The organism is Pseudomonas sp. EL_65y_Pfl1_R83 (assembly GCF_963970695.1).
Taxonomy (GTDB): Bacteria; Pseudomonadota; Gammaproteobacteria; order Pseudomonadales; family Pseudomonadaceae; genus Aquipseudomonas; species Aquipseudomonas tritici.
Window position 1 is genome coordinate 96207 of record NZ_CAXAQI010000018.1, and the last position, 26412, is coordinate 122618.

Annotated in this window: 20 protein-coding genes and 1 pseudogene; 6 read left to right on the plus strand and 15 right to left on the minus strand. The window is 61.6% G+C overall.

What is annotated here, in order from left to right; genetic code table 11:
- Window positions 1-19: 19 nt before the first annotated feature.
- The 4 genes from urtD to urtA all read right to left on the minus strand — a co-directional run bounded on the left by urtD (window position 20) and on the right by urtA (window position 4761).
- Complete coding sequence (gene urtD / locus AACY08_RS22935) at window positions 20-853, minus strand: urea ABC transporter ATP-binding protein UrtD (RefSeq protein WP_339471521.1); 834 nt, start codon at window positions 851-853, stop codon at window positions 20-22.
- On the minus strand, window positions 850-1917 hold the full coding sequence (gene urtC / locus AACY08_RS22940; RefSeq protein WP_339471522.1) for an urea ABC transporter permease subunit UrtC: 1068 nt from the start codon (window positions 1915-1917) through the stop codon (window positions 850-852). The genes urtD and urtC overlap by 4 nt, the downstream gene beginning before the upstream one ends.
- Entirely contained in the window at window positions 1917-3419 is a 1503-nt protein-coding gene (urtB, locus tag AACY08_RS22945) for an urea ABC transporter permease subunit UrtB (protein WP_339471523.1), read from the minus strand. Before urtB ends, urtC begins: the two co-directional genes overlap by 1 nt.
- Before the next feature lie 76 nt (window positions 3420-3495).
- On the minus strand, window positions 3496-4761 hold the full coding sequence (gene urtA / locus AACY08_RS22950) for an urea ABC transporter substrate-binding protein (protein ID WP_065874307.1): 1266 nt from the start codon (window positions 4759-4761) through the stop codon (window positions 3496-3498).
- Window positions 4762-5080: 319 nt separating this feature from the next.
- Here urtA and AACY08_RS22955 point away from each other — a divergent pair, with 319 nt between their 5' ends.
- Window positions 5081-9688, plus strand: a complete 4608-nt coding sequence (locus AACY08_RS22955) for a DUF4329 domain-containing protein (protein ID WP_339471524.1) — start codon at window positions 5081-5083, stop codon at window positions 9686-9688.
- A gap of 18 nt (window positions 9689-9706) precedes the next feature.
- On the opposite strand, the gene AACY08_RS22960 is transcribed toward AACY08_RS22955, so the two are convergent.
- The 9 genes and pseudogenes from AACY08_RS22960 to cbiE all read right to left on the minus strand — a co-directional run bounded on the left by AACY08_RS22960 (window position 9707) and on the right by cbiE (window position 17528).
- The gene (locus AACY08_RS22960; protein WP_339471525.1) at window positions 9707-11089 is read right to left on the minus strand and encodes a PepSY-associated TM helix domain-containing protein; all 1383 of its coding nucleotides are present in this window, start codon (window positions 11087-11089) and stop codon (window positions 9707-9709) included.
- Between the two features lie 116 nt (window positions 11090-11205).
- Window positions 11206-13275 (minus strand): TonB-dependent copper receptor, encoded by a 2070-nt coding sequence (locus AACY08_RS22965; protein ID WP_339471526.1) that lies wholly within the window; start codon window positions 13273-13275, stop codon window positions 11206-11208.
- Between the two features lie 93 nt (window positions 13276-13368).
- Window positions 13369-13770: a DUF2946 domain-containing protein gene (locus AACY08_RS22970; RefSeq protein WP_339471527.1), complete on the minus strand. Its 402-nt coding sequence runs from the start codon at window positions 13768-13770 to the stop codon at window positions 13369-13371.
- 11 nt (window positions 13771-13781) lie between these two features.
- On the minus strand, window positions 13782-14264 hold the full coding sequence (locus tag AACY08_RS22975) for a copper chaperone PCu(A)C (RefSeq protein WP_339471528.1): 483 nt from the start codon (window positions 14262-14264) through the stop codon (window positions 13782-13784).
- 45 nt (window positions 14265-14309) lie between these two features.
- Window positions 14310-14705, minus strand: coding sequence for a DUF2946 domain-containing protein (locus tag AACY08_RS22980; protein ID WP_339471529.1), 396 nt, complete (start codon window positions 14703-14705; stop codon window positions 14310-14312).
- A gap of 276 nt (window positions 14706-14981) precedes the next feature.
- Window positions 14982-15305, minus strand: a complete 324-nt coding sequence (locus AACY08_RS22985) for a helix-turn-helix domain-containing transcriptional regulator (RefSeq protein WP_339471530.1) — start codon at window positions 15303-15305, stop codon at window positions 14982-14984.
- Window positions 15306-15310: 5 nt separating this feature from the next.
- A pseudogene (locus tag AACY08_RS22990) lies at window positions 15311-15544 on the minus strand (type II toxin-antitoxin system RelE/ParE family toxin).
- Between the two features lie 56 nt (window positions 15545-15600).
- A complete protein-coding gene (locus AACY08_RS22995; RefSeq protein WP_339471531.1) occupies window positions 15601-16326 on the minus strand; it encodes a cobalt-precorrin-6A reductase in 726 nt (241 codons plus the stop codon).
- Window positions 16323-17528: a precorrin-6y C5,15-methyltransferase (decarboxylating) subunit CbiE gene (cbiE, locus tag AACY08_RS23000; protein ID WP_339471532.1), complete on the minus strand. Its 1206-nt coding sequence runs from the start codon at window positions 17526-17528 to the stop codon at window positions 16323-16325. Before cbiE ends, AACY08_RS22995 begins: the two co-directional genes overlap by 4 nt.
- Window positions 17529-17566: 38 nt before the next feature.
- Between cbiE and cobG the strand changes: the two genes are divergently transcribed.
- The 5 genes from cobG to AACY08_RS23025 all read left to right on the plus strand — a co-directional run bounded on the left by cobG (window position 17567) and on the right by AACY08_RS23025 (window position 22916).
- Window positions 17567-18913, plus strand: coding sequence for a precorrin-3B synthase (gene cobG / locus AACY08_RS23005; protein WP_339471533.1), 1347 nt, complete (start codon window positions 17567-17569; stop codon window positions 18911-18913).
- Complete coding sequence (locus tag AACY08_RS23010; RefSeq protein ID WP_065874298.1) at window positions 18906-19532, plus strand: precorrin-8X methylmutase; 627 nt, start codon at window positions 18906-18908, stop codon at window positions 19530-19532. The genes cobG and AACY08_RS23010 overlap by 8 nt, the downstream gene beginning before the upstream one ends.
- Window positions 19532-20263 carry a precorrin-2 C(20)-methyltransferase gene (locus AACY08_RS23015; RefSeq protein WP_339471534.1) on the plus strand — a complete coding sequence of 244 codons (732 nt, stop codon included), beginning with the start codon at window positions 19532-19534 and terminating at the stop codon, window positions 20261-20263. The genes AACY08_RS23010 and AACY08_RS23015 overlap by 1 nt, the downstream gene beginning before the upstream one ends.
- Window positions 20263-21900: a precorrin-3B C(17)-methyltransferase gene (gene cobJ / locus AACY08_RS23020; protein WP_339471535.1), complete on the plus strand. Its 1638-nt coding sequence runs from the start codon at window positions 20263-20265 to the stop codon at window positions 21898-21900. Before AACY08_RS23015 ends, cobJ begins: the two co-directional genes overlap by 1 nt.
- 236 nt (window positions 21901-22136) lie before the next feature.
- The gene (locus AACY08_RS23025; protein ID WP_339471536.1) at window positions 22137-22916 is read left to right on the plus strand and encodes a hypothetical protein; all 780 of its coding nucleotides are present in this window, start codon (window positions 22137-22139) and stop codon (window positions 22914-22916) included.
- Here AACY08_RS23025 and AACY08_RS23030 read toward each other — a convergent pair.
- Both AACY08_RS23030 and AACY08_RS23035 read right to left on the minus strand, forming a co-directional pair.
- Complete coding sequence (locus tag AACY08_RS23030; protein ID WP_003171467.1) at window positions 22913-23509, minus strand: MarC family protein; 597 nt, start codon at window positions 23507-23509, stop codon at window positions 22913-22915. The genes AACY08_RS23025 and AACY08_RS23030 overlap by 4 nt on opposite strands.
- Before the next feature lie 103 nt (window positions 23510-23612).
- A complete protein-coding gene (locus AACY08_RS23035; protein ID WP_339471537.1) occupies window positions 23613-26384 on the minus strand; it encodes a hybrid sensor histidine kinase/response regulator in 2772 nt (923 codons plus the stop codon).
- Window positions 26385-26412: the final 28 nt, after the last annotated feature.

Below are 26412 nucleotides of genomic sequence, written 5' to 3' on the forward strand. Positions count from 1 at the left end.
CGACTCAAAGCTGGCCGATTTATCTGCCCAAATACACCTCAATAACCCGCTCATCGGCCTGCACCTGCTCCAGCGACCCTTCGGCCAGCACGCTGCCTTGGTGCAACACGGTCACGTGGTCGGCAATCGAACCGACAAAGCCCATGTCATGTTCCACCACCATCAGCGAGTGCTTACCCGCCAGGCGCTTGAACAGTTCGGCGGTGAATTCGGTTTCGGCGTCGGTCATGCCCGCTACCGGCTCGTCCAGCAGCAACAGTTGCGGGTCTTGCATCAGCAGCATGCCGATCTCCAGGAACTGCTTCTGGCCGTGGGACAGCAAGCCGGCCGGGCGCTGTGCCGACGCGGTGAGACGGATGGTGTCGAGCACTTCATCGATACGGTCCTTCTGCTCGCCGCTCAGGCGTGCGCGCAGGCTGGCCCACACCGATTTATCGGTCTTCTGCGCCAGCTCCAGATTTTCAAACACGCTCAGGGCTTCGAATACCGTGGGCTTCTGGAACTTGCGCCCAATGCCTGCCTGGGCGATCTGCACTTCGCTCATACCGGTGAGATCGAGGTTTTCGCCAAACCAGGCGGTGCCATGGCTGGGGCGGGTCTTGCCGGTGATCACGTCCATCAGCGTGGTCTTGCCCGCGCCGTTGGGGCCGATGATGCAGCGCAATTCGCCGACGCCGATGTACAGGTTCAAATCGTTGAGTGCCTTGAAGCCATCGAAGCTGACGCTGATGTCTTCCAGGGTCAGGATGGTGCCGTGGCGGGTGTTCAGGCCCTTGCCGGCGGCCTGGCCAATGCCGATGGCATCGCGGCCGCTGCCTGCGTCGAAAATAGGTTCAAGCATGACGTTACTCATTTCTTCAGCAGACCGATAACGCCCTTGGGCAGGTACAGGGTGACGATGATGAACAGCGCCCCGAGGAAGAACAGCCAATATTCCGGGAAGGCCACGGTGAACCAACTCTTCATGCCATTCACCACCCCTGCGCCCAGCAGCGGGCCGATCAACGTCCCGCGCCCGCCCAAGGCCACCCACACCGCCGCTTCGATCGAGTTGGTCGGCGACATTTCACTGGGGTTGATGATGCCCACTTGCGGCACATACAACGCCCCGGCCAACCCACACAACACCGCGCTCAACACCCACACGAACAGCTTGAAGCCACGTGGGTCGTAGCCGCAGAACATCAGGCGGTTCTCAGCGTCGCGCAGGGCGGTCAGCACCCGACCGAACTTGCTCTTGGCCAGGCGCCAGCCGATGTACAGGCTCGCCACCAGCAGCAGCACCGTTGCCACAAACAACACCGCCCGCGTGCCCGGCTCTGTAATCCCAAAGCCGAGAATGCTGCGGAAATTGGTGAAGCCGTTGTTGCCGCCAAAACCTGTCTCGTTGCGGAAAAACAGCAGCATCCCGGCGAAGGTCAGGGCCTGGGTCATGATCGAGAAATACACGCCCTTGATCCGCGAGCGGAAGGCGAAGAAACCAAAGACCAGTGCCAGCAGACCAGGCGCCAGCACCACCAGGCACATGGCCCAGAGGAAGTGCTCGGTGCCGACCCAGTACCAGGGCAATTCGGTCCACGAGAGGAAGGTCATGAACGCCGGCAACTCATCGCCGGACGCCTGGCGCATCAAGTACATGCCCATCGCATAGCCGCCCAGGGCAAAGAACAAACCGTGGCCGAGAGACAACATACCGGCATAGCCCCACACCAGGTCCAGCGCGAGGGCGACGATGGCGTAGCAGAGAATCTTGCCCACCAGCGTCAGGATGTAGGCCGACACATGCAGCGGGTTTTCCGGCGACAGCAAGGAACACAACGGCAGCGCCAGCAGCAGGATCAGCATCACTGCGCCGACGGCAATCGTCGCCTTGGGGCCGGCCTTTTGCGCGGCCGTAAGCATCAATGGCTGGTTCATCAGTCGATCACCCGTCCTTTCAGTGCGAAGAGTCCCTGCGGGCGTTTCTGGATAAACAGAATGATCAGCGCGAGGATCAGGATTTTGCCGAGCACGGCACCGATCTGGGGTTCCAGGATCTTGTTGGCGATGCCCAGCCCGAAGGCGGCCATGACACTCCCGGCCAACTGGCCGACGCCGCCGAGCACCACGACGAGGAACGAGTCGATGATGTAGCTCTGGCCCAGGTCCGGGCCGACGTTGCCGATCTGACTCAGCGCCACACCGCCCAACCCGGCAATGCCGGAACCCAGGCCAAACGCGAGCATGTCCACGCGGCCTGTCGGTACGCCGCAGCACGCAGCCATGCTGCGGTTCTGGGTCACGGCGCGCACGTTGAGGCCCAGGCGGGTTTTGTTCAGCAGCAGCCAGGTCAGCAGCACCACGCACAAGGCGAAAGCGATGATCACAATGCGGTTGTACGGCAGCACGAGGTTGGGCAGCACTTGAATCCCGCCCGACAGCCATTCGGGGTTGGACACTTCGACGTTCTGCGCGCCGAACACCAGGCGCACCAACTGAATCAGCATCAGGCTGATGCCCCAGGTGGCCAGCAGGGTTTCCAGCGGCCGACCGTACAGGTGACGAATCACCGTGCGCTCCAGCGCCATGCCGATGGCAGCGGTGACAAAAAACGCCACCGGCAGCGCGATCAGCGGGTAGAACTCGATGGCTTGCGGCACGTAGCGCTGCATCAGCATTTGCACAACGTAAGTGGAGTAGGCGCCGAGCATCAGCATCTCGCCGTGGGCCATATTGATCACGCCGAGCAGGCCGAAGGTGATCGCCAGGCCCAGGGCCGCCAGCAACAGAATCGAGCCCAGGGACATGCCGCTGAAGGCCTGGCCGAGGAGCTCGCCGACCATCAACTTGCGTTTGACCTGGGCCAGGCTGGTTTCGGCGGCGGTGTGCACGGCGGCATCGGTTTCGACGCCTGGGGCCAGCAGCGCCTCGAGGCGGGTGCGGGCCAGCGGGTCGCCGGTGTTGCCGAGTAAGCGCACGGCGGCAAGGCGCACCACGGGATCGGGGTCGACCAGTTGCAGATTGGCCAACGCCAGGCTGAGTGCCGTGTGCACGTCCTCGTCTGTTTCGGCGGCGACCTGCTGGTCGAGGAATTTCAGCTGCGCAGGTTGCGCGCTTTTTTGCAGGGTTTGCGCGGCGGCGAGGCGCACCTTGGGGTCGGCGGCGAGCAGTTGCTGGCTGGCCCGTACGTTGTCGATCAAGCCGCGCAGACGGTTGTTCAGGCGGACGGTTTTGGTCTCGCCGTTGACGGTGAGTTGGCCTTGTTGCAAGGCGTCCACCAACTCGATACGCGCCGGGTCAGGCTGCGCAGCCCAGTCCTTCAGGAGCTTGGCTTGTTGGGTCGGGTTGGCAGACAGGAAGTCTTCGGCATCGCTGGCGTGTGCTGCCAAGGGCAGCAACAGCAGCGCGGCGAGAATGAAGCGGTAGAGGGCAGTGGGCATAACAAAGTGTCCTGATCATGCGCGGCCTAACTGTGGGAGCGGGCTCGCTCGCTCCCACAGTTAGGCCGAGTCGGGCTTAGTTACTTTTCACCGCATAATCCGGCTTCTTGTCATTGCCAGGGATATACGGGCTCCACGGCTGCGCCCGGATCGGTTCCTGGGTCTGCCACACCACCGAGAACTGCCCGTCAGCCTGGATCTCGCCGATCATCACTGGCTTGTGCAGGTGATGGTTAGTCTTGTCCATGGTGAGCGTGAAGCCGGACGGCGCAGCAAAGGTCTGCCCGGCCAGTGCTTCACGCACTTTGTCGACGTCGGTGGACTTGGCTTTTTCAGCCGCCTGCGCCCACATGTGGATGCCCACGTAAGTGGCTTCCATCGGGTCGTTGGTCACGGCTTTGTCGGCGCCCGGCAGGTTGTGTTTCTTCGCGTAGGCTTTCCAGTCGGCGACGAATTTCTTGTTGACCGGGTTCTCCACCGACTGGAAGTAGTTCCAGGCAGCGAGGTTGCCCACCAGCGGCTTGGTGTCGATGCCGCGCAGTTCTTCTTCACCCACGGAGAACGCCACCACCGGTACGTCGGTCGCTTTCAAACCCTGGTTGGCCAGCTCCTTATAGAACGGCACGTTGGAGTCGCCGTTTACGGTGGAGATCACCGCGGTCTTGCCGCCCGCCGAGAATTTTTTGATGTTGGCCACGATGGTTTGGTAATCGGCATGGCCGAACGGGGTGTAGACCTCTTCGATATCTTTATCCGCTACGCCTTTGGAATGCAGGAACGAGCGCAGGATTTTATTGGTGGTGCGTGGGTACACGTAGTCGGTGCCCAGCAGAAAGAAGCGTTTGGCGCTGCCGCCTTCTTCGCTCATCAGGTATTCCACTGCCGGAATCGCCTGCTGGTTCGGCGCCGCACCGGTATAGAACACGTTTGGCGACATCTCTTCGCCTTCGTATTGAACCGGGTAGAACAGCAGGCCATTGAGTTCTTCGAACACCGGCAATACCGATTTACGCGACACCGACGTCCAGCAACCGAACACCACGGCGACCTTGTCCTGGGTCAGCAACTGTCGGCCTTTCTCGGCGAACAGCGGCCAGTTCGACGCCGGGTCGACGACCACAGGTTCGAGCATCTTGCCGTTTACCCCGCCCTTGGCGTTGATCTCGTCGATGGTCATCAACGCCATGTCTTTGAGCGACGTTTCGGAGATCGCCATGGTGCCGGACAGCGAATGCAGGATGCCGACCTTGATGGTCTCGGCAGCCTGGATCGTCCAGGTCATGCCCATGGCGGCGATGGATGCCGAAAGAGTGAAAGCCTTGATCAAGCTGCGACGCTTCATGGTGCGATCTCCGTGACCGATATTTTTATGGGTGGCAGATGAGGGACGTTGCAGAGGTGATAGCAAGGGGTGTGCCGAAGTCGCCAAAGCCTTGAACAGATGGCGTGGCGGGGGTAGCGCAAGGGTGCGTAGCGCACCAATGTGGCTCCCGGTTGCAGCGGGTGGGCACGCGTCTGTGCCGTAATGGTGCGTGCTGCCAACGTCCGGACAGCGGTAAGCGCTGATCCCGCAGGCTACTTATCTACCGATTGAAAGACGCGCCGCGCCCTAAGAATGAGGGGCCGGGCGCTATGCCCAGGCATTCTTTCAAGGAGTTGAAATGGCTATCAGATTGTCACGTGAAGAGCGCGCTGCGAGTTCGAACCGGGGGGCGGCCAAGCTGCCGCCGCTGAGCCCGGCGTTTGTGAATGAGGCGGACGCCGCCTACTGGGCACACCAGGCAATCGGCAACCGGCGCGACGTCGAATACGGCGGGGTGATTGTGCGCAGCCGCGCCGGTGACTATTTCGCGACTCAGCCGGTGGCGGGGGCGGGTATGCAGTTTGATCTGCGCGCGGTTTTGGGCATTGGCAGCGATGGCTACTATCTTCAGCCAGCGGGCTATACCTGTGTCGCCAGCTACCATTCGCACCCCGCGCAGCACGCTGCGATTCTGCAGAAAAACCCCAGTTTTGATGAGCGCATGGCCAAGGCTTTCCTGGGGTTCTTGTCTGGAGTGGACTTTTACCGGGATGTGCATGACCGCGATTTTTTCCCGTCATCCTACTTGTCCGGCCCGGATGGTTCATTGATTCGCCATACCCCCGCTGGTTCGCCGGCGGAGTTCAGCTTTGCGTTGTGGGTGCAGGCTGGAAAACCGCCCAACAACCCGGTTGGGGTGTATGGCAGCTTTGATCAGTTCGTCAAAAAAGTTTCCAGCTTTGGTTCGTTAAGCCTGGTTGTGCCTACCGCATTGTGGGGTGGCTCCGTGGGCCGAGTGCCGGCCGATTGGGTGGTTTTCGAACCCTTTACGTCATCAGCGCTGACCGAGCAGCCGTTGTTCACTGCCGTCTTCGACCAGGTGCCGTTGGCGCTGGCGGCGGCGCTCTCTACACGGTCGGCACAGCCTGCGGAGCCGCGCGTTGGCGTTGTGCTCAAGCACATCAGCGAGGACCGTTATATCGCGACCCTCGCGTCGCCCAAGCGTGAGCCTTTGTTTGCGCTGGATGCATTGTTTCCAAAGGGGCCTGGCGGAGCGTTGGTGTTGCCTGTCCAGTATCGTCTGGAGGCCATTTACTTCAACGACTGGTACGAGAAGGATGCCGTGGCGGCGAAAGAGCGCTGGCTGGCCAGTGCGTTCTTTTCTCCTGCACAAGTGGTGGCCGCTATTCGTCAGGGGCACAGTACGCTGGCCCAGCAAAACCCCAGCCGCGGTCTTGACCTCTACATGCGTGCCCATGACGACGCGTTGCTCAAGCTCAAGGTGCCGTCGACAGCACGGGTCACCGAACTGTTCAAGTCAGATAGCGACGGCGTAATCAGTGACAATGGCGCTCAGGCTGCATGGGTAGCCGGTACGCTGACACCGCGCAACTATTTGCGCAGGGTGATCGAAGCCACTGAACTGTGGGTGGTGCAGGCGGGTAAGTTATGGCGTGATGTCGGGCGTGTGGATACGCACTCGCCGCTGTTGGCCCCGGAGTATCCGCTGGCCTTTGAGCGCTCGTTTCTCAGCGCTCGTGATGCGGCTCTGCACGCCCATGAACAAATCGGCAGCCGACGCAGCCTCTATTACGGCGGGTATGTGCTCAAGGGGGCAGACGGCCGTTTCGTGGTCACGCCGCCCCTGGAGAGCATGGGACATCCGTTTTCGTCCACGCTGTTTTTTCCCGCGGGTGACCAAGGGGCGCTGATCCCGATGGAGGATTATGAGCTGCACGCACGCTACGGCTCGCATACCGCGCTGTCGATGGTCCATCCGAACTGGGTCATGCAACGTGGCTGGACGCAGGAAGAGGCGCTGATCAACCTGCAAGTGTTTTCCGATGACGAGATGTACTCGATCATCTCGGATGAAAGGGTGGCCTACTTGTCCGGGGCGCAGGATTGTTTGTTGGAGTTCGCCCCGAACCATTCGCCCCAGGAAAAGTTGCTGCTGGCCAATATTGGCCCACCGGCCGGGGAGAACCGACTCGGGCGGCGACTTGATCGCGGCGAGATCAGGCCGGCCGATTGGGTGCGGCGACTGGCGGTTGCAGGGGAGTTCAAAATCATCCAAGGCAACAAGTTGTGGGGCCCACGTGGGGCTGTCTACAGTGATTGGTCGCCCAACTTCATCTATGCACCCAGGTTCGGACCACTCGATTATGTCCTCTATAGTGCCGTGTTCTCCAGTGGTGATGATGCTGCGCGTAACCTGCATGCGCGTTTGCAGGGACGCACAGCTCCCGAGCCTGCCTGCTATGCGTACATCCTTAAGCATAAAGACCTGCCGCAGTACATTGCGACCGAAGCGGTAGGCGCCGTCAACGCAGGTGGGCTGTTTAAGTTCAATCGCTTGTTCTCTCGCAACCTACGTAATGAACCGATATTGCCCGAGGGCTATGAGATGCACGCCTTGTTCCGGTCGCAGCATTGGTCGCCGCCGTGGCTGAAGGGGGCGAATGCGTGGTTGACGCAGTATTTTGTAACGCCGGTAGTGTTGCTGGCCGCGTTGACCGAAGGCCTGCGCGATAGAGCACAGAGTCTGCCGGTTTACTTTTCCAACTTGGACGGTGCGCTTTTGCGCTATCAGCCATCATTGATCGACGTGAAAGTCGGTGGCCTGGCGGACAACTTGCTGGGGCTCGCAAGCACGCAGTTGGAGTCCGGCAAGAAAACGGCGTTGGAGTTTGTCCGGGAATGGATCGCCAAGGGCATGCTTTACGTGGTGCGCGGCAGTCAGCTCTGGGATACGAGCGGGCAGGTCAAGCCGACGTGGAGCGGCTATGAAACACTGGCGCCTCGACGCCTGAGCCCGGCGTTTGCCTCGCCGGATGATGCGGCACGCCATGCCGCGGCTGCGGTTGGCAGCAGGCAACGCCGGACCTACGGCGGCGTCATCCTCAGGCTGACCAATGGCCTGTTTGTGGCGACTGAACCGTTGGTGGTCCCGGCTCAAGGTCCAACACTGGACTGGATCTACCCTGACCCTGTGATTGCGACTGGGCTCTATCCAGGGGGCGCGACCCTTGTGGCTTTCTACCAGTCCCGGGTGGAGCAGGAGGTGCAGATAGTGTTGTCAGCTTCTCAAAAAGCCCTTTATCAAAGCATGATCCCCACGGCGGTTTTGGGCCGGCTGCTGGCTCGTGAAGCGCACGTTAAACGCCAGTACGTGTTCGGGCCAAATGGCACGATCCTCAGTTACCAGTTGACGGACGATGTCGAAGAAAGGCTGTTGAGAAACAAGTTAGTCGCTACAACCCCTGGCGCTGGCGACTTGAGTGATAACTCCATCGAACGACAACTGCGCAGTGGAGCACTGTTACCGCAGGCATTTATCGATCAAGTGGCACGGGCCGGCGATTTGCGTGTGGTGGAAGGCAATGCAGTGTGGGGCAGTCCCAGACGGATACAAATCGGGTTTGTGCCGAATCAGTACCGCGCGGCCCCATTGGAGGTGCGCGATGTTGGAGCCGACTCACCGTGCGGTCCGATCTTTACCCGCGCACTCGATGCGGTTCGACATGTCTACCGTAATTGGAACGCACAGGCTCAGGTTGCCTTCGGTTATGTGCTCAAGGCGTTTGGCAAGGAGCTGTACATGACGACCCTGCCGCTTGTCAGAGACCGTTATGACGATTTGAAACCGGTCTTTGTCAAGGGCCAACTCCCCCAAGGCTATGTGTTAGCGGGTTTGTACTTGTGCGCGTCGACCGAAACCATCGCTGCCGCCGACGATGAAATGGCCCAGCACTTCTTTGCGCCCTCGGCCATCTCCAAAGCGTTGTCATTCATGACGACGCGACGCAACGGCGAGGCATTGCCGTTGTACCTGCTATGCGCTGACCGTGCACTGCTTTGGTATACCGTGCCCAAGACCGCGCCCGTGTCCGAATGGGCAAGCAATGTGAGCCACGATTCGGCGCGACTGCGCGATGGCTCGTTAACCGTACACGACTATGTGCGCCGGCTGGCAGCCATGGGGGAGTTGCATATCCGGGTCACCAGTGAAATATGGGGGCGCAAGGAGCGGGTCACGACGCTATGGTGGCCCAAGAGGCCGCCGCATTCGTTCACTGCCGACCCCCATTTCCATTCATTCTGCGGGCCGTTGTTTTATTATGCCGATGACGCAGCCCGTTACGCTCAGCGATTGATCGCGCCCTTTGCCGGTAAACCGTATTTAGGCGCGGTGCTGATGCCTGCGAAAATGACCGGGTTTGTCGCGATCGATCCCGTGGAGGACCGGCCCGGTTTTGGTAACAGTACGCTGGAGTTGCTGTTCTGGAAGGGGCATGCCGGGTTCGACGTACCGGCTGAGAATGTGCTGCGCACTTACAAAGTTGCGGCGGTGCATGCCTTCTACAAGTCAATCCCGTCGAGACCCCATCTCAAGCCGCTTGACCTCGTCCTGTTACCAAATTTCATCTCCAACGAAGTACTGAACAGCTACCTGTCTGTGGTGCTGAGTAACCAGCCCGACGCCGAGCGTATTTACCTGTCCTGCCAGGGTGGTGCCCTGCTCAAGTACATACCGGCGCTGACGGCGGCCGAGTCGACGATACTCAGCGCCCGGCCCGCGCCTTCCCCGAGTGCGCTGGTCAGTCGCTTGAGGCAACTGGGCAGCCTGTCGGTGCTGGTCACTGATGCTTTCTGGAGAAAGCGTGGGCCATTGGGTGATGAATGGGCAGCGATAGATCCGGATGCAGGCGAGCCCTGGTACGGCCATCAAAAAGATGAGCTTTGATGACGGCGTTTGTGCGCTTCATCGTGAACCTGAGATAGGTTGATGCTGGCCAAAAAAGCGTGACAGCACCAGGCGATCCAGCGCCCACACGACGATCAGCGATGCACCCACCAGCGGAAAAATGATCGCCAGCCCGAGCATGATCACCATCGCGGTTTTCCATTTCGGCAGGTCATGGCGTAACGGCGGAACCCCCAGGCCGCCCTGTGGTCGACGCTTCCACCAGATCACCACACCGCTGACGGCGCTGAGCAGGATCATCAGGCAGATCAGCAACACGATGATCTGGTTGATCGGGCCGAACATCTTGCCTTCGTGCAGCATCACGCCAGTTTCGGTGGCGCGGGCGACCAGGTTGTAGTGCGCCCAACGCACATCGGCGAGCACCTTGCCAGTGTACTGGTCCACATGCAGGGTGGCGTCGTTGCGCGGGTCGTCGGCGAACACCGAAAGGGTGAACACGCCTTCGGCGGTGGTAGGGAAGGTGATGCTGTAGCCGGGCTCGACCTTGCGCGCGGTGGCCAGGTCGACCACCTGTTGCAGGCGCAGGGTCGGCGCTGCCGGCGCTGAGTGCATCGCGCCGTGGTTCATGTGCTCGGCGTGGTCGCCGGACATGGGCATCGGGGTGTTTTCCAGGGCCCAGGGCACGGTCTGTTGAGTGGCGGTGTTGAGCACGCGCGCCTGTTGATCGGACTGCGGCACGTCGTTCCACATGGCCGCCGGGAATGTGTTCCACAAGTCAGCGTATTGCTTGCCCCAGAAGCCGGTCCAGGTCATGCCGCTGAGCAGCATCACCAGCAACAGTGACGCGCCCCAGAAGCCGGTGACCGCATGCATGTCGCGCCAGAACACCCGGCCACGACGGCTGAAACGCGGCCACAAAACGCCTGCCGAAGACGTGCCGCGCGGCCACCACAGGTACAGGCCCGATACCACCAGCATCACCCCCCAGCCGGCGGCGAGTTCCACCAGACGGTCGCCGACGGTGCCGATCATCAGCTCGCCGTGCAGCGCACGGGCGATGGCTTGCAGGTTGTATTTCGAGTCCTGCTCACCGAGCACGGTGCCGCGATACGGGTCGACGAACACCGTTACTTCGCGGCCGCCGTTATGCATCACGAACTGCGCGCTGCTGGTGGCGTTGGCCGGCGGCAGGTATTTGCTGATTGAGCCCTGAGGGTAAGCGGCCTTGGCGCGTTGCAGTTGTTCGTCGGCGCTCAGGGCGTGTTCGGCGGCTGGCACGGTGAGCAGGTTGCCGTACATCAGCGGGTCAAGCTGGGGTTTGAACAGGTAGATGATGCCGGTGAGGGCCAGCAGCACCATGAAAGGGGCGACGAAGAGGCCGGCGTAGAAGTGCCAGCGCCAGGCCAGGTTGTAAAAGGAGATTTTTTGAGTGCTCATCAGGTGCTCCGCAAAGGCTTTAAAAGTTTTTGTCAGTTGTGCCGCCTTCGCGAGCAAGCCCGCTCCTACATTTGAAATGCATTCCAACTGTGGGAGCGGGCTTGCTCGCGAGGCTTTTAGAAGCTCATGTCCACCTTGGTCCACAGGGTGCGACCAGGCTCCTTGATGGCCTGCGGGTCATTGGTCGGGTAGCCGAACCCGGCGTTGCCGGCCAGGTTCAAGTGCTCGGCGTAGGCCTTGCCAAACAGGTTGTCGACGCCGGTGCTGACCTTGAAGTGCTTGTTGATGCGGTACGCCGCGTTCAACGAGAACACGCCGAAGCCGGCGCTCTTGTCGAAGTCCTTGCCGACCACGTTGCCCTTGTTCTGGTCGATGCGATTTTGCGCGGCGACCACGCGCCACAAGGCGCCGGCACTCCAGTCATCCTCGCTGTAGGTGAGGCCCAGGCGTGTGTCCAGCGGCGGCATTTGCGGCAGCGCCTTGCCATCGCTGCTGTTCTTGCCCCAGGCGTAGGCGAGTGTGGCGTCGGCTTTCCAGTTGCGCGTCAGCTTGTACGCCGCGCCCAGTTCGCCGCCCATGATGCGAGCGTCGACGTTGCGCGCCTGGGAAGTCGTGCCCATCATCCCTGGCCGGTAGTCGAACAGGATGAAGTCCTGCACCCGGCCGATGTAGCCCGAGGCCCAGGCTTCAAGCGCCTCGGCTTTGTATTGCGCGCCGAAGTCGAGCTGGGTGGTTTTCTCCGGCTTTACACCGTCAAAGGCATTCGCCGAACCAGCCGCACCGGTGTTGGGTGAAAACAGCTCCCAATAATCCGGAAAACGCTCCGAGTGGCCCAGGCCCGCGTAGAGGGTGGTAGGGCTGTCGGCCAGGTCGTGTTCATAACGCACGAAGCCCGATGGCAAGGTGTCGGCGCGGGTGTCGTCGGCGGTCGGATTGGCGCGAGTGCTCATGCCGGAGCCGGTGGTTTGCCGGAAGTCCTTGGCCGAGGCACGATCCAGGCGTGCGCCAGTGATCAGGCGGTCGCGGTCGGCGGCGTACCACGTGAGTTCGCCGAACACGCCGTAGTTGTGGAAGTTGGCATCCTTGACCTTGGGCAAATCCTTGTAGGTGTCGATGCCCATGCTGCTGCGCTGGCGGTGTTCGTTGGTCTGCGCGTCCAGGCCGCTGATCAGTTGCACATCGGCCCAGCGCCAGGTGGCCTTGATCCGCGCGCCAAGGGTACGCCGGTCGACGTTGGAGGCCATCGGCCCGGCCATCATGCCGGTGCCCGACGGTGTGCGCAGGCTGTAGTTGTCCATCACGTGGTCAGCGTAGTTGTAGTAGACCTGGGCCTCGACCTTATCCAGCACGTCGCCGATGTTGGATTTTTCGAAACGCAGCCCCAGGCTTTCGCGCAGGAACTGCGAGCCGTCCATGCCGCGCCCGGCGTAGCGTGCCTCGCCATCGCCACGGCCGGCGGTGAGTTCGAGCAGCGTGTCGGCGTCGGGGGTGAAACCGACCGCTACATCACCGTTCCACTTGTCATAGCGCGAGGCGACGGTGTCGTTATTGCCGTCCTTGTAGTCATCGGCATGCGCCTGGTTGCCGATTACCCGTACATAGCCCAGCGGCCCACCGGCTGCGGCATCGATGACCTTGTCGAAGCGTCCGTTGGAACCGGCCAGCACACTGGCGTTGAGGCGCGTGCCCAACTCGCCGAACTGCTCCGGCTCGCGCTCGAACAGCACGGTGCCAGCGGATGCGCCGGGGCCCCAGAGCACGGTTTGCGGGCCTTTGATCACGGTGAGCTTGTCGTAGGTTTCCGGCGAGATGTACGAGGTCGGCGCATCCATGCGGCCGGGGCAGGCGCCGAGCATCATGCTGCCATTGGTGAGGATATTCAGGCGTGAGCCGAACATCCCGCGCAGCACCGGGTCGCCATTGGTGCCGCCGTTGCGCACCAGCGCGAAGCCTGGGATGGTCTTGAGGTAGTCACCGCCGTCACTGGCGGGCACGGGTTGGCGCGGGTCCTTGGGGTTGGTGACCACGGTCAACGGCGAGCTGGGAGCGATTGCGGTGATCACGGTGGGGCTGAGCTCGTGCTCAGCATGCTCATCGGCATACGCCTGTGGAGCCAGGAGTGCGCCGCATAGAACGGCGAACACAGGCGTGCTTCCCAAACGGGTGTCAGCAGAAAACCTGGACATGAAAAATTCCATCAATCAATCGTAAACAACACGGCCAGCAGCCTGCGGCTGTCTGTCTAAAGTCGGCCGGGGTGAAGTAACGGTGTGAAGTGCTTACGAAGCGATGGGCGGCGCGCGGCTGCGGGCGCCGGGGAAGATGCTCTGCCGGGCGTGGCCCAGGCGCGTTGCGGGGACGAGGGCGTTGGCTGGCGGCGGTGTGCCTAGGGTGACGTGAGAAACGCTGCCGGGCAGGGCGGGGCAGCTGAAGAGCAGGTCGCAATAGCCGCACTTTGCCCAGAGTGCGTGGTGTTCTTCAGGGGCCGTTTTGTGATGGGAATCGCCATGGTCGCCTGGCATGTCCATCGACATGCTCATCGACATACCGGCGTGATGATCCATCGGCATCGCTTGGGAAATCAGCGGACCGATAAAGATCATCAGCATGGCGAACAGGCTGATCCAACTGCCGCGCATTACGCGGTGGCGTGGAGACAGCCTGGCGCGAGGGGCGCCCATCTGGAGTCTGCCTATTGGGCGTGTTTATGCGCGTGTGTGGCCATTGGTGGCACTTTCTGTACCGACACTTGCACCTCGACCTTGCCGGCCTTTTCGAAGGTCAGGGTCAGCGGGAATTGCTTGCCGTCGGCCAACAGGCTGCGATCCTTAAGGCCCAGTAGCATCACGTGATACGCCATCGGCGCAAAGGTCAGCTCGCCCTTGGCGGGGACGGCGACGCTGGGCACCTGCTGCATCTTCATCAAGTCGCCCTGCATCACATGCTCATGCAGCTCGGCCTTGTCGGCCACCGGTGTCTCGACGCTGAGCAGACGGTCCGGGGTCACTCCGGTGTTATGAATCACGAAATACGCCGCGACAGTCGGCGCGTTGGGCGGCAACTCCTGGGACCAGGGGTCGCTGACCAGCAAGTCGCCGGCCGTGTAGTCATCGGCATTGGCAGCACTGAACACCGGCAGCAACAACGCGGCCAGAAGCAGGGAAGATTTAAGCATGGCAGTTCTCCAGAACGGTTCTAAACGCTGTTCACTTGCGAAGGATCAGACCGTTGGAGACGCGCGGGGGTTGAGGCTCGGCCATTGCTGGCGCGGGGTAGGGTATTGCAGCTGGGGCGGCGGCAGGCTTTGCACCGCCTCGAACCGCGTGACATACAACTGCGGCACATGCCCCGGCAACGCCACCAACGGCGCCGAGCCCGAGCAATACCAGCAATGCTGCATGGCGGAGTGATCGTCCTGTTGCGGCGCCGGAATTTCCAGCTTGCCCAGGGCGATGGTCTTCAGGCTGGCACCATTGGAGGAGCAGAAACTGCCCCACATCAAGCGTTTGATCGGATCGTCTGATTGCTGCATCGCGCTGACCATCGGCATGGCAAAGGCGTTGAACAGCACTGCCAGGCAGGCGATCCAGGCGATTGCAAAGCGTTGACGGGCCATGGCGGATAATCCGTAGGGTTAAACGATCAGGGGGATATTTAGCCTGATCGGTGGGGATAAGTAAAAAGTGTGGGTGTGGTTTGGTGTCGCAGTGACTGGTTACAGGATAGACGGGAACCACGGATTGCCAATTTTTGCAGATTAGGCGCGATGCTCAAGGCACTGCGCAAACCAGTGGGAGCTTGCTTGCCTGTGATGGCATCGGGATCTGCGCATTTTTTAATGGCTTAAGAGCAATCTGTAGCGTCGACACAATGGGTGACGTAGAGTCGCAAATTATGCAGTGCGAACTCCGTGGACCTGCATATCAACACCCAGGGCTTTTCTAATCACCGCAAAAATTGCCGCGAGGTTATCCATGCTTGGATTGCCACTGGCCGACAGCATTCGGTGCAGGCTTTTACTCGGTTTGGCCGTTTCTTTCGCAAGGCCTTCAAAGCCTACTGTGGCGTTGACCAGATCACGCAGAATGACACGTGAAACTTCCGGCTCACCATTGAGAAACAACGTAGCAGCCTCATCAAGGAGAGCCTGGGCAAATTCAGGGTCGCGCTGAGCACGTTCGGCGATGGTGTGTTTGTAGCTGCGGGTGAGCGCCATGTCGGTTACCTCTGTTGTTTCAATTTCTTGTCACGCTGATGTTCATTGATCAGCGACTTCACGACTTTGATATCGCGTTTTTGACTGGACTTGTCGCCACCACCGAAAAGGATGATTAATCGGTGGGCTTCTTGTATCAGATAGATTCGCAGGCCTGGTCACCAGTCGATGCGGTATTCGTCCAACCCATCGAACGGGCTGGACTGGTTATCGCGTCGGTATTCTTCAATCTCAATCATTAGCCGTCCTGAAGGTAACAAATAGGTTACTAATCAAGCAAGCGAGCGATCCTGACTTACTGAATGAAATTTGCCAACGCGATGAGGGTTTCATCAGGCGACAGGAATTCCCGATCTACTTGAGCCAGCACGGGCCGCTTCAACACCAGTACCGGTACTCCGCGCTCCCGCGCCACTTCCAGCTTCGGCTCGGTCGCGGTGCTGCCGCTGTTCTTGCTGATCAACACATCGATCTGCCGTCGCTCAAACAACGCCCGTTCGTCTTCGATCAAAAACGGCCCACGCGCCCCGATCACTTCACACCGCTCATTGCCCGGATACACATCCAGCGCGCGCAGCGTCCAGAACTGGTCCTGCGGGATTTCATCGAGGTGTTGCAGCGGTTCGCGACCCACGGTGAAAAGGGGGCGCTTGAAGGGCTTCAACGCTTCGATCAATTCGGTCCAATCACTGACCTCACGCCAATCATCCCCCGCCTGCGGCCGCCACGCCGGTCGGCGCAGGGCCCAACACGGTACACCGCACACCTTTGCAGCCTCGGCGGCATTGCGGCTGATCTGCGCGGCATACGGATGGGTCGCATCGAGCATCAGGCTAATCCCCTCATCCCGAACAAACTTCGCCAAACCTTCAGCGCCACCGTAACCGCCGACCCGCACTTGGCAGGTCAGGTCAGTAGGCACGCGGCCAACGCCGGCCAAACTGTAGATATGCTCCGGGCCCAAGGTACGTGCAATGGCCAGCGCTTCAGTCACGCCGCCCAGCAGCAGGATGCGTTTCATCGCGGCTTGACCACTTCCAGCAAGGTGATCGGCAACGCCTGGCGCCACGTATCGAATTCCCCCAGCGGCTGAGCCTGAGCGACATGGATGCGCGTCAGTTCGCCGCCATGCTGGACGCGCCAGTTCATCAAGGTCATTTCACTTTGCAGGGTCACTGCGTTGGCGACCAACCGGCCGCCAGGACGCAGGTGTTGCCAGCAGGTGTCGAGCACGCCTTCGCGAGTAACGCCGCCGCCGATGAAGATGGCGTCCGGTGCTTCCAGGTCGAGCAACGCATCGGGGGCCTTGCCGCGAATCAGTTGCAGGCCGGGCACGCCAAGGGCGTCGCGGTTGTGTTCGATCAGGCCTTGGCGATCCTCGTCGGCTTCAATCGCCAGCGCACGGCAACTCGGGTGTGCACGCATCCATTCAATCCCGATGGAGCCGCTGCCCGCGCCCACATCCCACAGTAATTCGCCGGGCATCGGCGCAAGGCGGGCGAGGGTCATGGCGCGGACATCGCGTTTGGTCAGTTGGCCGTCGTGTTTGAACGCCGAATCCGGCAGGCCGGCGAGGCGCGACAGGCGGCGTGTGTCGTCAGACACCAGGCAGTCGATGGCGACGAGATTCAAATCGGCGACCGAGGTGTGCTCCCACGACTGCGCCAGCCCGTCGAGACGCCGCTCATTCGCGCCGCCCAGGTGTTCAAACACAGACAAACGGCTAGGGCCGAATCCGGACTCACTCAGCAACGAGGCAATCAACGCAGGGCTGCGCCCGTCATTGCTCAACACCAACACGCGCACACCACTGGCCAGGTGCGCCTTCAACGCCGCCAACGGCCGCGCCACCACGGATAGCGTCACCACCTCCTGCAACGGCCAACCCAACCGCGCCGCCGCCATCGATACCGACGAAGGCGCTGGCAAAATCAGCAGCTCATCCGCCGTCACCTGTCGCGCCAAACTCGCCCCCACGCCGTAAAACATCGGGTCGCCACTGGCCAGCACACACACAGGCTCGCCGCGCCGCGCCAGCACAGGCTCCAGCGAGAACGGACTCGGCCACATTTCGCGCTCGCCACGAATACACACCGGCAACAGGTCCAACTGGCGTTGACCCCCTATAATCCGCGAGGCGCGCAACAGGGCATGCCGGGCATTCCTGCCCAGCCCTTTGAAGCCGTCTTCACCGATGCCTACAACCGTCAGCCAGGGCGACATATGAATTCCTTGAACGACATCCGACGGGCAGGCTTTTCATGCCGCCGGACAAAGCAGGCATAATACCGCGCCTTTACCCGCGAACCGGTAGCCCCGTGAACCAGACGCCCGCTGTGAATACCTTGCGCCCCTCGGCTTGTCCGGGGTTGCTGCGTATTGTCCAGGCGCTGGACGGCGGCATTTGCCGGATCAAATTAGCTGGCGGATCAATCACCGCAGCGCAAGCCCACGCGGTGGCCGACGCGGCGCAGGCCTATGCGGGTGGGGTGATCGAGGCGACCAACCGCGCCAACCTACAGATTCGCGGGATCGGCGCCGAGCAGGACGCGTTGATTGCCATGCTGCTGTCCGCCGATCTCGGCCCGAGCAACGCCGCCGGCGACGATGTGCGCAACCTGATGCTCAGCCCCAGCGCCGGTATCGACCCGCAGATGCTGTTCGACACCCGCCCGCTGGCCGATCAGATCCTCGCCACCCTGCAAAACCACCGACGTTTCCATGAGCTGTCGGCCAAGTTCGCTGTGCAGTTGGATGGCGCAGAGGCCCTGGCGATGCTCGAACATCACCATGACCTGTGGCTTTCGGCGTTTGTACGCGATGGTGAGACGCTGCTCGCGTTCGGCCTGGCCGGTTGCCCGGGGCTGGATGCGCCGCTGGCGGCAGTGCCTCTGACGCAAGGCCACGCGCTGGTGGTGGCCGTGCTGGAAGTATTTTTAGACCTTGCTACCCCAGAGCAGACCCGAATGCGCCATCTGCCTGTGGATACTTTGCTGAGCCGTCTAACTCTGCCGCTGCTGCCAGTCGACAGCTTCCATCGCCGGCCCAGCGGCGCTTTGCTGCACCTCGGCACTTATCCACAGGATCAAAAAAATCAGTTCTACGTCGCCGCCATCGCACCCCTGGGTCGCCTGGATTCGACGATGCTCAACGGCGCCGCGCAACTCGCCAGCGAGTACGGCGACGGCACCTTGCGATTCACCCCCTGGCAGGGTGTGCTACTGCCCTACGTCGAAAAACCTCACGCCGTGACCGAACGCCTGGCGCAGTTGGGCTTTCTCTGCTCCATCGACCAACCCCTGGCGCGCATGACCGCCTGCACCGGTTCCAGGGGGTGCGGCAAAGCCCTGGCCGACACCAAGGCTGATGCGGTGCAACTCGCCGCTCTGAAACCTGATCACGACGTGCACCTGTCCGGCTGCCCACGTTCCTGCGCCGCCGCGCACGTCGCGCCGGTGACATTGCTGGCCGTGAGCCCCGGCCACTACGACCTCTATTTCCGCGAAGCAGCCCATCCCGGTTTCGGCCGGCTGCACGCGCGCAACCTTTCCATTGAAGCGACGGGCGCCTTGCTGCGCGCTCGCCCACGGAGCAACACCGATGATTGATTACATCCGCGACGGTCAGGAGATCTATCGCAACTCCTTCGCCATTATTCGCGCGGAAGCCAAGTTGGACCGCATCCCGGCCGACCTGGAAAAACTCGCGGTGCGCGTGATTCATGCCTGCGGCATGGTCGATGCCATCGACGGCCTGCAGTTCTCCGAAGGCGCAGGCAAGGCCGGGCGCGATGCGTTGGCCGCTGGCGCGCCGATTCTGTGTGATGCGCGGATGGTGTCCGAAGGCGTGACCCGCACACGCCTGCCGGCTAACAATCAAGTGATCTGCACCCTGCGTGACGACAGCGTGCCGGAGCTGGCACGGGCGTTGGGCAACACCCGTTCCGCTGCCGCCCTGGAACTCTGGCGCCCGCACTTGGAAGGCAGCGTGGTGGTGATCGGCAACGCGCCGACCGCGTTGTTCTACCTGCTGGAAATGCTCGATGCTGGCGCACCGAAACCGGCGTTGATCCTCGGCTTCCCGGTAGGTTTCGTGGGCGCCGCTGAATCCAAGGCGATGCTGGCCGCCGACAGCCGCGGCGTGCCATTCGTGATCATGCAGGGCCGCCTGGGCGGCAGTGCGATGGCCGCCGCAGCGGTGAATGCCCTGGCCACGGAGGTCGAATAATGCAGGCACGCGGACGTTTGATCGGCTTGGGCGTTGGCCCCGGTGATCCCGAACTGATCACCCTCAAGGCGCTGCGCCTGCTGCGCGAATCGCCTGTCGTGGCGTACTTCGTGGCCAAGGGCAAGAAGGGCAACGCCTTCGGCATCATCGAAGATCACCTGGTGCCGCAGCAGACCCTGATGCCGCTGGTGTACCCGGTGACCACCGAAGCGCTGCCGGCGCCGATGTCCTACGAGCAAGTGATCAGCGATTTCTACGACGCCGCCAGTGCCGACGTCGCCACGCATTTGGACGCTGGCCGCGATGTGGCGGTGATCTGCGAAGGTGACCCGTTCTTCTACGGCTCCTACATGTACCTGCACGACCGTCTCGCCGAACGCTACGAAGCGCAAGTCATCCCAGGGGTGTGCTCGATGCTAGGTGGCGCCTCGGTGCTGGGTGCGCCGTTGGTGTATCGCAACCAGAGCCTGTCGGTGTTGTCAGGCGTGTTGCCACATGACGACCTCAAGCGTCGCCTGGCGGATGCCGACGCGGCGGTGATCATGAAGCTGGGCCGTAACTTCCCCAAAGTGCGTCTGGTGCTCGCAGAACTCGGCCTGGCCGGGCGTGCGCTGTATGTGGAGCGCGCGACCATGGCCAACCAGAAAATCGTGCCGTTGGACCAGGTGGAGCCGATGTCGTCGCCGTACTTTTCGCTGATCATCGTGCCTGGCGAACGGTGGCAAGGTTGATGCGCCCGGCGATTGTCATCCTGGGGCAGGGCAGCCTGGCCACTGCTCGCCAGATCCAGCAGGTTTACCCTGGCGCAATGATCCACGGCTTGGCCGCACGTGTTGAAGGGGCTGACCAGGCCTATAGCGAGTTTGGCGCGACCCTGCGCCAGCTCTATCAACAAGGCACGCCGCTGATTGCCCTGTGCGCCGCCGGCATCGTCATTCGCACCCTGGCGCCATTACTGCTGGAAAAAGGCGAAGAACCTGCCGTGCTGGCCGTGGCCGAAGACGGCAGTGCTGTAGTGCCGTTGCTCGGTGGCCTTGGCGGGGTGAATATCATGGCCCGCGAAATCGCCGCTGCCTTGAACGTTGCCGCTGCAATCACCACCAGTGGTGAGTTGCGTTTCGGCACTTGCCTGCTCAATCCGCCCGCGGGGTATGAACTGGCGGATCTTGAGCTGGGTAAGCGTTTTGTCTCGGACCTGCTGGCCGGCGAAAGCGTGCGCATCGAAGGCGCGGCGCCTTGGCTGGCGCAGGCCAACTTGCCGCAGGATCAACAGGCGCGTCTGGCGATTCATGTGGGCAGCGCCGAGCGCACGCCGGCGGCCAATGAGTTGCTGATCTATCCGAAGAATGTATGTGTGACCTGCAAGCCAGGCGCTCAGTTGGGTGAGCGTGTGCGCAGGGCATTGCATGAGGCGGGTATCGCCGTGCAATCCCTGGCCTGCTTGCTGGCCAGTGATACGCAGATGGCCGAAGCATCGTTGCATGAAGCGGCTCTGGAGCTCGGCGTACCGCTGCGGTTTGCCAGCGTTACCCAGAACGCCGATATCCTCATCAACGTTGCCGAGCAACCGCTGGACTTGGCGCAAATCGGTCGCCCCCGTGGCCGACTGGCCGTGATCGGCCTGGGCCCTGGAGCTGCCGAATTGATGGTGCCGGCGGTGAAAGCCGAACTGGCGCGTTGCACCGACGTGCTTGGCTACGGAACCTACGTGCGCATGGCCGGGCCGTTCCGCGACGATCAGGTGCAGCACTGCACCGACAACCGCGAAGAAATGCAGCGTGCGCGCCACGCCTTCGAGTTGGCCGCGCAGGGCCGTTCGGTGGTGGTGGTGTCGTCCGGCGACCCTGGCGTATTTGCCATGGCCGCCGCGGTAATCGAGGCCTTGCACGAGTCCAGCGACCCGGCCTGGCATCAGGTCGACCTGGAAATCCTGCCCGGCGTCTCGGCCTCCCTGGCCACCGCCGCCCAGGCCGGTGCGCCGTTGGGCCATGACTTCTGCGTGATGTCGCTGTCGGACAACCTAAAACCCTGGTCGATCATCGAAAAGCGCCTGGACCTGGCGTCCCAGGCCGATCTCGCCCTGGCGTTCTACAACCCGATTTCCCGTTCGCGGCCGTGGCAACTGGGGCGTGCCCTGGAAATCGTCGCGCTGCATCGCACGCCGCACACGCCGGTGGTGCTGGGCCGCGATATTGGCCGTCCGGGGCAGACCTTGCGTGTCACCACGTTGGGGCAACTGACGCCGGACCAAGTGGACATGCGCACCATGGTGCTGATCGGCTCGTCCACCACCTGCACATTCCCCCGTGCCGGTGGCGGTGAATGGGTATACACACCGCGCTGGTACGGCGAGAAACCTGCCTGCTGAAAACGGCCCGCAGGTTGCCGGAAAGCTCCGAATGATCCAGGGATTTTCCTGGCGTTGTTCGGGGCTTTTTCTTTTTTTTGCGACGACGTCTGGAAACTCACCCGTTACGCCGCGCGATTGCTGGACGCGGTGGTTTGACGAGGTGCGTCAAGGGATGTTTGTCGTCTGGCAAGCCCGTCGGTGGGTGGACTAGGGTGGACATAAGCCCCGAATTGGGGTGCTTGTGGAGAATCAAAATGGAGCGACATCACAGAAGGATCAACAGTACAAAAAGGCGCAAATTGATTGCTGCCTACAAACTGCCGGGAGCGCCAGGAACGCTGAAGGCATTGCCGCTGGACACTAGGGACGATTTCAACGCGGCGGTGGTCAACAACAGCGTGATTTCGTTTGCCGATGGCCTGTCGGGCCTGAACCGGGAATACATTCGCAAGAGCTATCTGCTGGCCAGCAGCTACGTCAGCGATGTGTTGAAAATCCAGCGCGGTACCGAGGTCTGGTACGAGGAATTTATCAAGGTGATGGTCGGTTTGGGCTGGCTGCCGGTGCGCAGCCGTTTCGAGCGGGTCTCACGTTCGGGCAAGGGGCTGACCGTGCAGTTGGCGGTGTTGAATATCATCGGCGCCATGTTGGCGTCGACGTCATTGTCGGCAGCGTTGCTCGCGGCTTTGCCTAAATTGGCCGCCGATGCATTGGAGGCATTGAAGCAGACGCCTGCGAATTTCGAGCTGTTCAAACGCAACAGCGCGGTACACCAAGGCGGTGATTTCGGCCTGGCGTCCTGTGCCGAAACAGAGGGTGAATTGATGATGGTGCTGGTGACCTACAGCACCCAAAGCGTGAGTAAACAGGTAGGGCTGCCATTCCTGGAGTGGGACAGTTCTTCGTTCGAGGCCTTCAGCGGGCAGACGTGCCTGGTGCTGAATACCTCGGTGGTCAACGAAAAGACTCTCCAATTGATGCGCGAGAGCGCGGGTGACAAGGTGCAACTGGCGATCGCCAAGTACCGGATCTAGGGCACCAGGTAGCCGCGCACCCCGGTAAAGATGATTTGCGCGGCCAAGGCGCACACAAACAACCCCATCAACCGACTGACAATCTGCAAGCCCTGGTCACCGAGGATGCGTTCGATACGGTTGGACAGGTACAGCACCACGCCGACCGTGAGGCTGGCCAGGGCGATGCTGAGGATGGCGGTGAGCTTGTCATCCCAGTGCGGCTGGCTCACACCCATCACCAACAGTGCGCCAATGGTGCCGGGGCCGACGGTGAGGGGAATGGTCAGCGGTACGATGGTCACGTCCTGCTGCACGTTGTCGGTCTGCACAGCCGATTTGCCTTGGGCCATGCCCAGGGCCGAGATAAACAGCACACTGCCGGCGCCGATGCGGAAGGCGTCGACGGTGATGCCGAACACGCTGAAAATCACCCGGCCGAACAGGTAGAGCAACACGCTCGAGACCAGGGTCGCCAGCGCCACTTTCCAGGCCAAGCGCCGCCGCTCTTTGCTGGAGTAGCCGCGAGTGAGGCTGATAAAGCAGGACAGCACGAAGAACGGGCTGTAAAGCACCAGCATTTTCAGGTAGACGCTGAATAACACGTGGAGCATGTGAGTGGCTCGCGGGCGGAAAAAGTGTTGAGAGTCTATCAGGCGACAGAGACCAAATGTGGGAGCGAGCAAGCCCGCGCCTACATGGGGACTGCATTACAAGTCAGGAGGGCGCGTGCTCTGGACGCTGCTGACGCTGCGCCACCCAAAACTCCACCAACTCACGCAACTGCGACAACTCCACCGGCTTGGCCATGTGCCCGTCCATACCAGCCTGGCGTGCGCGCTCTTTATGTTCCGAAAGGATATGCGCCGTCAGCGCCACCACGGGTGTGCGAATGCGCTGGTGGCTGACTTCCCACGCACGCAGTTGCTGAGTCGCCGAGAAGCCATCGAGGATTGGCATTTCGCAGTCCATCAACACCAGGTCATAACGCTGGGCTTTCATCGCCTCCAGCGCTTCTTCGCCGTTGCTGGCGGTGTCCGGGTTGAGGTTGAGCTTACCGAGCATGCCACGGATCACTTTGGTGGAAATGCTGTTGTCTTCGGCCACCAGGATGCGGAAATCGCTGGGTACGGTGACGGCGGCTGGTGCGTTGAGTACCGCGCGCGGTTGCACGTTGCCCTTGCTGCGCTGGGTCAGTTCATCCGCCAAGGTCGTCTTGAGTGTGTAACCGGCGACAGGCTTGGCGAGGATACGTTTGATCCCGCAATTGCGCGCGATGATCTTGCTCGGCGCATTGCTGATGCCGGTGAGCATGATCAGCAGGATGTCGTGGTTCAGGCTTGGGTCTTCCTTGATCTTCGCCGCCAGTTGCATGCCGGTCATGCCGGGCATGTTCTGGTCCAGCAGCACCACGTCGAAGTAGTCACGCAGGTGCGCCTTGGTGCGCAGTAACGCCAGGGCTTCCTTGCCCGATGGCACGGCGCTGACGTTAAGGCCCCAGGCCGAGCATTGCTGCACCAGCACTTTGCGGCAGGTGTCGTTGTCGTCCACCACCAGCACCCGCGCGCCTTTGAGCGGGCCGTCGAGGTCGGAGGTCGGGTGTTCCAGGCGTTCCGGGTCCAGCGGCAAGGTCAGCCACAGGGTGCTGCCCTGATGGCTGCCGCTCTTGATGCCGAACTCGCCGTTCATCAGCAGGATCAACTGGCGGGCGATAACCAGGCCCAAGTGGCCGTTCAAGCGGGTGGCCGAGAAGAAATTCTTGCTGTGCAGTTCGCTGTGCAGCAGGGCGTCGCGCTCGGCCGCTTCCATCGGCAGGCCGCTGTCCTGGACGGCAATGCGCAGGCGTGGCGTGGTGCTGCGGTCGTCCAGGGCAACCACGATCAGCACTTCGCCTTCGTCGGTTTTTTGCAGGGCATTTTCCAGCAGGCTCAACATGGCCTGACGCAGGCGCGTTGGGTCCCCGCTGATCACGCGGGGCACCTGGGGCTGGATAAAGCTGATCAGTTCGACGTTCTGCTGTTCCGCCTTGGCGCGGAAGATGCTCAGGCAATCTTCGATCAGCGCGTTGAGGTCGAACTGCACGTCGTCCAGTTCGATCTGGCCGGACTCCAGCTTGGAGATGTCGAGGATTTCGTTGATCAGGGTAAGCAGTTCATTACCCGCGCTGTGGATGGTTTGCACGTAGTCGCGCTGTTTCACCGACAGCGGCGTGCCCAGCAGCAGCTCGGTCATGCCTAGCACGCCGTTCATAGGGGTACGGATTTCGTGGCTGATCTTGGCCAGGAACTCGGCCTTGGCGGCGATCTCGGCATTGCTCGCTGCCAGGTCGCGACTGAGGCTGAAACGTGCCTCGACAAGCGCGCGCTGGCGTTCGCCCAACGCCAGGCTCATCAACAAGCCGCTGAGGCAGATGAACGCCAGCAGCGTGACGATCAGGCCCTGGGGCGAAATCATCGTCAGGCCAAGCAGCGCCGGCAGGATGATCAGCGTACCGATGTTGAATACCACCATTGCCGCCACGAACAAGCGTGCCGGGCGGTAGCCTTTCTGCCAGTGATAGGCCGAGATAAACAGCATGCTCAAGCCAGCCAGGGCCACCAGCGCGTACGTGATGATGTTCAGCGGCAGGGTGTTGACGAACAACAGCAGCAGGCCGCACAGCACGATGACCAGAATGTCGGCCATCAACAGCTTGTTCAGTGGATGTGGGCCCAGAGGCATGAAGAAACGGTAGGCAAACATCAGCCCGCAGGGCGCGGTCAGCAGCAACGCCAGGTAGGCGCCCGGTGTCTGGATTGCATGCCAGTTCGGCAGCCATGGGCCCATCAGGTTCAGCAATAGCGCCAGGCTGAGCATCAACAGCGCTTCGCAGGCCGCCAGCCACAGGCTGCTGCGCGAGCGGTGGTAGGCGAAGCGTGTGAGGTTGTGCAGGATCAGCATCAGCAGGCAGCCGAACAATAGGCCGTAGATCAGCGTCTGGGTCTGGTCGGCGGCGGCGAGCACAGCCGGTTCCAGGGTGATATACGGGCGCAGTTCGTGCTCCGAGACCAGGCGCAGGTAAACCTCTAACGGTTTCTGGCTCTGGGGCATCGGCAGCATGAAGTCGCTGCTGGGCAACGGCCGCTCAGTCTGGGGCTGGCGCGTGCCGGTGCTCTGTTGTTCCACCAGAGTATCGCCGTCCAGTACATAGAGGTTCAGGTGGGACAAATCCGGGGCAAATACCCGCAGCACTTGCTCGTGCTTGCCGGGTTGCAACTTAAAACGTATCCACAGCGCGCCGTTCGGTTGCGCGGCGCTGATGCGGTCCAGTTCGATGGGGCTGAATTGATTGGTGTAGCGTGGGGAGCGGATGTCGCTCAGCTGCAGGTCGGCCTGTTCATCAAGCAATACTGCCCAGCCACTGCCTTGCGCGGCGGCCTGGGCCGGGAGCAGGCAGAGCAGCGTCAGCAGGCTGACAGTAAAACCGATGGCGATCCTGAGCCAGCGCACGGCGAAATCCCTTCGTAGGTTGAGGCAC

Excerpts from the sequence above, each read along its gene's own strand:
- urtD (WP_339471521.1), bottom strand. The coding sequence starts at position 853 with ATGAGTAACGTCATGCTTGAACCTATTTTCGACGCAGGCAGCGGCCGC.
- urtC (WP_339471522.1), bottom strand. The coding sequence starts at position 1,917 with ATGAACCAGCCATTGATGCTTACGGCCGCGCAAAAGGCCGGCCCCAAG.
- urtB (WP_339471523.1), bottom strand. The coding sequence starts at position 3,419 with ATGCCCACTGCCCTCTACCGCTTCATTCTCGCCGCGCTGCTGTTGCTG.
- urtA (WP_065874307.1), bottom strand. The coding sequence starts at position 4,761 with ATGAAGCGTCGCAGCTTGATCAAGGCTTTCACTCTTTCGGCATCCATC.
- AACY08_RS22955 (WP_339471524.1), top strand. The coding sequence starts at position 5,081 with ATGGCTATCAGATTGTCACGTGAAGAGCGCGCTGCGAGTTCGAACCGG.
- AACY08_RS22960 (WP_339471525.1), bottom strand. The coding sequence starts at position 11,089 with ATGAGCACTCAAAAAATCTCCTTTTACAACCTGGCCTGGCGCTGGCAC.
- AACY08_RS22965 (WP_339471526.1), bottom strand. The coding sequence starts at position 13,275 with ATGTCCAGGTTTTCTGCTGACACCCGTTTGGGAAGCACGCCTGTGTTC.
- AACY08_RS22970 (WP_339471527.1), bottom strand. The coding sequence starts at position 13,770 with ATGGGCGCCCCTCGCGCCAGGCTGTCTCCACGCCACCGCGTAATGCGC.
- AACY08_RS22975 (WP_339471528.1), bottom strand. The coding sequence starts at position 14,264 with ATGCTTAAATCTTCCCTGCTTCTGGCCGCGTTGTTGCTGCCGGTGTTC.
- AACY08_RS22980 (WP_339471529.1), bottom strand. The coding sequence starts at position 14,705 with ATGGCCCGTCAACGCTTTGCAATCGCCTGGATCGCCTGCCTGGCAGTG.
- AACY08_RS22985 (WP_339471530.1), bottom strand. The coding sequence starts at position 15,305 with ATGGCGCTCACCCGCAGCTACAAACACACCATCGCCGAACGTGCTCAG.
- AACY08_RS22995 (WP_339471531.1), bottom strand. The coding sequence starts at position 16,326 with ATGAAACGCATCCTGCTGCTGGGCGGCGTGACTGAAGCGCTGGCCATT.
- cbiE (WP_339471532.1), bottom strand. The coding sequence starts at position 17,528 with ATGTCGCCCTGGCTGACGGTTGTAGGCATCGGTGAAGACGGCTTCAAA.
- cobG (WP_339471533.1), top strand. The coding sequence starts at position 17,567 with ATGCCGCCGGACAAAGCAGGCATAATACCGCGCCTTTACCCGCGAACC.
- AACY08_RS23010 (WP_065874298.1), top strand. The coding sequence starts at position 18,906 with ATGATTGATTACATCCGCGACGGTCAGGAGATCTATCGCAACTCCTTC.
- AACY08_RS23015 (WP_339471534.1), top strand. The coding sequence starts at position 19,532 with ATGCAGGCACGCGGACGTTTGATCGGCTTGGGCGTTGGCCCCGGTGAT.
- cobJ (WP_339471535.1), top strand. The coding sequence starts at position 20,263 with ATGCGCCCGGCGATTGTCATCCTGGGGCAGGGCAGCCTGGCCACTGCT.
- AACY08_RS23025 (WP_339471536.1), top strand. The coding sequence starts at position 22,137 with ATGGAGCGACATCACAGAAGGATCAACAGTACAAAAAGGCGCAAATTG.
- AACY08_RS23030 (WP_003171467.1), bottom strand. The coding sequence starts at position 23,509 with ATGCTCCACGTGTTATTCAGCGTCTACCTGAAAATGCTGGTGCTTTAC.